This window comes from Achromobacter sp. 413638, assembly GCF_043119405.1.
Lineage (GTDB): Bacteria > Pseudomonadota > Gammaproteobacteria > Burkholderiales > Burkholderiaceae_B > Achromobacter.
Window position 1 is genome coordinate 1 of the sequence record NZ_JBICCO010000155.1, and the last position, 5176, is coordinate 5176.

Below are 5176 nucleotides of genomic sequence, written 5' to 3' on the forward strand. Positions count from 1 at the left end.
CGCGGCCCCCCCCCCCCCCCCCCCCCCCCCCCCCCCCCCCCCCCCCCCCCCCCCCCCCCCGCCCGGATTTCCGCCGGGCGGGCCTCGGTGATGGCGGCCATGGTCACGGCTGCCAGTTGCGCCGCTCGGCCGGCGTCAGCGCGGCCTGCTGCACCGGCGTCAGCGGGCCGTCGCCGACCATCTGGAACACGCTGTCGGCCCGATAGATCGGCGCCTGCTTGCCGGCGTCGACGCTGGGGCTGGCCGGCGCGCGGCCGGCCGGCAGCTGCTCGTCGCCATAGCCCAGGATCTGCACCGAGATGATCGACGGCAGATTCTGGCGCGAGGCGGCGCGGTCGCGCTGCATCACGTCCTGCGCCGCCGCCGTGGCCGTGGAGGCCGCCGCGCTGGCACTGGACAGGGCGCCGGTGTTGACCGAGGCCGTCACCGGGATGCCCTTGCTCTCGCCCTGCACCTGGATGTTGGCCGCGTTCACCACGTGCAGCGCCGCGATGTTGACGTTGCCCGACACCCGGATGCCGGCCTCGCCGGCGTCGATGGTGCCCAGCGGCGCGATCAGGTCCACGTCGCCCGCCGGCACCTCGGGAATCGGCGCCAGCGTGCCGATGCCGGCGCCGGTGGACGGCACGGTGGGCGACAGCGTCACGTTGCCGAAGGCGTCGTAGACGCGGCGCGGCGGCGTGTACAGCACCGTGGTCTTGGCGCCGCGCCCGGCGTTGATGTCGCCGTTCGCGGACCAGGCCTGGATGTGGCCGCCGAAGGTGGTCATGATGCGGCTCTGGCCCAGCAGCACGCTGCCCTGCGCATAGAGCTGGATGTTGCCCTGGCCCTGCGTCACCACGCCGGCGCTGGCCGGCGGGGCCACGCCTTCCACGCCCAGCACCTGCTGGCCGCCCGGTGTCAGCAGCTGGATGTTGCCGCCGAAACTGCTGCGCAGTCCCGCGCCGCCGTACATCGTGAAGCTGCCCTCGTAGCGGATCGGACCACCGGCGGCATCGCTCTCGGGGAACAGCGCCGCGATGGCGCGGCGTCCGCGCAGGTAGCTGCCGAAGCGCGGGCCGCCTTCCTCGTTGTACTCGCGGCCGCCTTCCTTCAGCTCGGCGAAGAACAGCTGGCGCGCATAGATGCCGCGCTCCGCCGGCGCCAGCGCCGCGAAGGCCGCGGCCGCGCCGTCCTGGCCGCCCTCGTAGCCATGCTGCTTGCGCAGCCAGTTCACCAGGTGCAGCTCGCTTTCCTGGCGATAGTCCTGCGACAGATCACGGCGCTTGCGCGAGGCGTCGGCGGCGGCCTGGGCGTCCACCTTCGCCTGCTGCCGCGCCAGCTCGCCCTGCGCGCCCTGCTCGTCGCCCTGATAGCCGAAGTGCAGGCGCAGCCAGTTCGCCAGCGTCATTTCGCCGCCGTAGGACCGCACCACGCGATCCGGATTCGCGCCCAGCGTTTCGCCGGCGGCCAGCGCGCGGGTCGGATCCAGATAGCGCGCCAGCAGGCCCGCGTAGTCCGGTCCCGCCGCGCCCACGCCGGCCAGCACAGCGATGTCCGCGCCAAGCCGGTTGTCGCCGCGCACGATGGCGCCCAGGCTGCGCACGCTGGCCGCGTCGTCCTGGCGCACCTGGCGCGCCGCCTGCATCAGCAGCGTGCCGGGGCCAGCCACCTGCGCATTGGCGTAGATGATGTCGCGGCCGGCCTCGATCAGCGACAGGTCGCGCGCATTGTTGTGCAGCGCGGTGACATCCAGGCGCATGATGTCGCGGCCCGCCCGCACCGATACCGGCACGGCGGCCTCGTACCAGGTGTCCGTGCTGCGGCCGGTATTGCTCATGTCGACCACCGCGCCGCTCTTCAGGCCGAGGATGTCGCCCGTGACCGCGTAGAACCTGGCGACGGTGTCATCGCCCGCGTGCAGCGCGCGGTTCGTGGGCGAAGCCGGCCCGAAGACGAACAGCGGCTTGTTGTACCCCAGCGACCCAGGCTGCACGCCATCCTTGCTGGTATTGGTCAGGATGGGATTGCCGTTCGAGACCTCGAAGGCGCTGAAGGCCGGACGCCAGGGCGTGGGCAGCGGCGCATCGGCCGCCGACATCGACACGGCATGGGCGCCATTGGCCAGGATGGAGCGGCCCGCCAGCATCTCGAGCTGGCCGCCCGCCGACGGCGCCAGCAACAGCACCGGGTTGTCGTAGCCCGCGGCATTGTCGGCCAACACGATGTTGCCGCCGGCCGCCACGGCGCGCACGATGGACGGATACACGAAATAGCGGCGGCCGTCCGCCGACACCCGCGTGACATCGGAGGACAGTTCTTCTCCCAGGAACCGGCTGTTGCTGACGGTCATCGGGGTGAGGTTGCCGCCGGCCGAGAACAGATTGATCGCGGTGGACGGCGTCCACAGCGTGAACCAGCCGTTGCCGCCGCCGACGACCGGATCCGCCGCGCCGATCATCTGGTAGGGACTGGAATTGACCTGCGTGACGCGGCCGGGGTCGCTGACGCCGCCCAGCACCAGGTCGGCGCGCGTGTCGATCCAGGCCACGGCGTCGCCCAGCACCAGGCGCGGCCCGCCCATGACCCGGCCCCCGGCCACGGCATACGGATCCGGAGCGCGCAATCCCGAGCCGTCGCCGTAGCGCAGGTCCATGCCGCCCATCTGTCCGGCCGACAGGCTGATCCGGCCGCGCAGGTTGCCAAGCACGCCGTTCAGATCCAGGTTGTCGGACCCACCCGTATGCGACGGCCCGATCGCCTGCAGCTGGGTGGCGCTCAGCGTGGGATTGAGGCTGCCGCCGATGCGCAGGTCCAGATCGCCGCCGCCGGTCAGCACCAGGTTGCCGTCCAGCAAGCGGCCGGTGCTGGCGACCACCGCGGTCAGCCCTTGCGAGCGCGCCGCCATGCCGTTGACATAGAGCGCCGCGTCGCCGCGCGCGTCGCGCACGCCCGCGTCGCGGCCGGCGGCGATGCTGACGTTGCCGCCGCCCAGCGTGCCGAAGCCGGTGAAACCCACCACCCTCGGTTCCTTGTAGCCGGCGCCGTAGGGGGAATCGACCGTGTAGGCGCCGAAATTGATCCACCAGCTGGGCGCGATATCGGCCACGCCCGGCGTGCCGATGCTGCCCTGGCGCCACAGCCAGGCGCCGGTCATCGTGCTGGAATAGCGCGCCAGGCTGCTGGTCCAGTCGACCTCGACGCCGCTGTTGGCCGCGGCTCCCATGGCATCGCCGTATACGTCGCGCGCGGCATCGACCAGCAGGTTGCCGCCGTGATCGGGATACCAGGCCCGGTAAGACGCCAGGGCGGCGTCGTATTTGCCGTCCAGCTGCATCAGGCCCAGCACGCCGGTCTTGCCGTCATAGCCGCGCGCCAGGTTGAAGCGCGCGTCGGCCGCGCCCAGCGAGGTGGGCGTGCCGGCGGTGTACACGCCGTACAGCGAGGCCATGCCCACGTCGCGCCCGGCCAGTAGCGACAGGTCGCCGGCGCCGGTGCGCAGCACGCTGAACAAGGGCGAGCCGAAGACGTACTTGTAGGTGCGGGTGATGATGGTTTCCGAGGTGCCGCCGCCCTCGCAGTGGGCGGCGTTGGCGCAGATGGCTTCCTCGGTCTTGTTGAGCGCGGCGGCCATTTCCTGCACCGTCTTGCCGACCCAGATGGCGTTGCCCGCCCATTGCTGCGATCCGGCGGCCGTCACCCTGCGCGGTTCCGGTTCGCAATAGGCGCCCCAGGAACACATCGTTTCCCAGTCCAGCTGCCATTCGTCGGCGATCGGCTTGATCGGCTTGCCAGCCAGCGAGGGATCTCCGATCAGTTCCTCGGCCCCCAGCGGCGTCAGCACCATCACGCCGACAAAGATGGTCTTGGAGGTCTCGGTTCCCCGGCCCGCCAGGCCATAGTGCGTGTCGGACATCACCAGATCGCCCTTGCTCAGGACGTTGCGCGTGCGCACGTCGGCCGAGCCCAGGTCGGCGCCGGCCACCGCGGTCAGCGTCCAGGCGCTGGCGCCCGCGCCCAGCATGGGCGCCAGCGCCCAGTTGCGGCCCTGCCTGCCGTCCGGCCCCTTGGGCCGCAGGTCCACCGGCTTGCCGCCCAGCAGCACCAGCTTGGTCTGCGACGGGATCAGCGAGCCCTGCGCCAGCGTGATCTGCGCACTGGCCTTCAAGTCGGCCGGCAGCGGCACGCCCTTGGGCCAGGTGAAGGCGCGCACGGCGGCCTCGCCGCGCAGGACGAAACCGGCGCCCAGTTGCGCGCCCGGCGCGAGCTTGAGCTCGCCGGCCAGCACGGTGCCGGCGCGCAGCACGCGGCCGTCGGCGGCCGTGACGTCGCCGGTCAGCACCAGCCCGGCCGGCAGCGACAGGGCCGCGTCCAGCGTCATCGCCACGGGCAGCACGGTGCCGGCGGGCAGCGTGACGGGCGCGACCGGCAGGTCGTAGTTCAGCTTGCTGCCGGTGGGGAACATCGTGCCGGCCTCCAGCTTGACGCCGCCGATCGGCACCACCAGGTCGCCGCCAAAAGCCGTGATGCCCTGCGAGCCGAGACGGCCCTGGACCAGCTGCCAGCCGGCGTCGTCCGGCGACTCCGGCGGCGGCCCGAAGCCGTCGTTGATGCTGCCGTAGATATTCAGGTTGCCGCCGGCGCGCAGCACCAGCACGCCGGGTTCGCCATAGCCGCGCCGCGCGGGCGTGAGGCGGTCGGCGCCCGGGCCGTAGCGGTAGTTGGACAGGTCGATGTCGCCGGACACGGTCAGGTCGCCGTCCGGCGTGGCGCTGACGACTTCCACGCCCGGACGCAGCTTGTACGCGCCCAGGCCGGCCAGGCGCGCGGCCACCGCCGGGTTGGCCAGCGCGGCGTTCATGTAGGTCTGGTTCTCGCCGTCGATGCCGTCCAGATAGCCTTGCGTGATTTCCTGCGGGCGCTTGCCGGTGACGTCCGGCGCGGCGGCCAGCGGCGCGTCGTCGTAGCGGCGGAAGGCGTTCACCGCCACCGTCTTGGCGCCCTGGATCAGCGGAGTGCCCGCGACCGACACGGCCACGTCGTTGGCGCCGTTGCCCGAGCCGGCGATCGCGCCGCGCTCGGCGCCGCCGCCCAGGCGGCGCGCGTTCAGGTCCAGCGTGCCGCGAGCCACGCCGTCGTTGTTCTGCGCGCCGACGCCGGCGCGCAGGTCCACCTGGGGGGCGGGGGCCCCCGCCAC

Annotated in this window: 1 protein-coding gene; it reads right to left on the minus strand. The window is 72.5% G+C overall.

Annotated elements, in window-relative coordinates; genetic code table 11:
- Positions 1 to 103: 103 nt before the first annotated feature.
- Positions 104 to 5176: filamentous hemagglutinin family protein (locus ACEU5R_RS31675; protein WP_392413845.1), on the minus strand; the 5073-nt coding region annotated here is incomplete at its 5' end.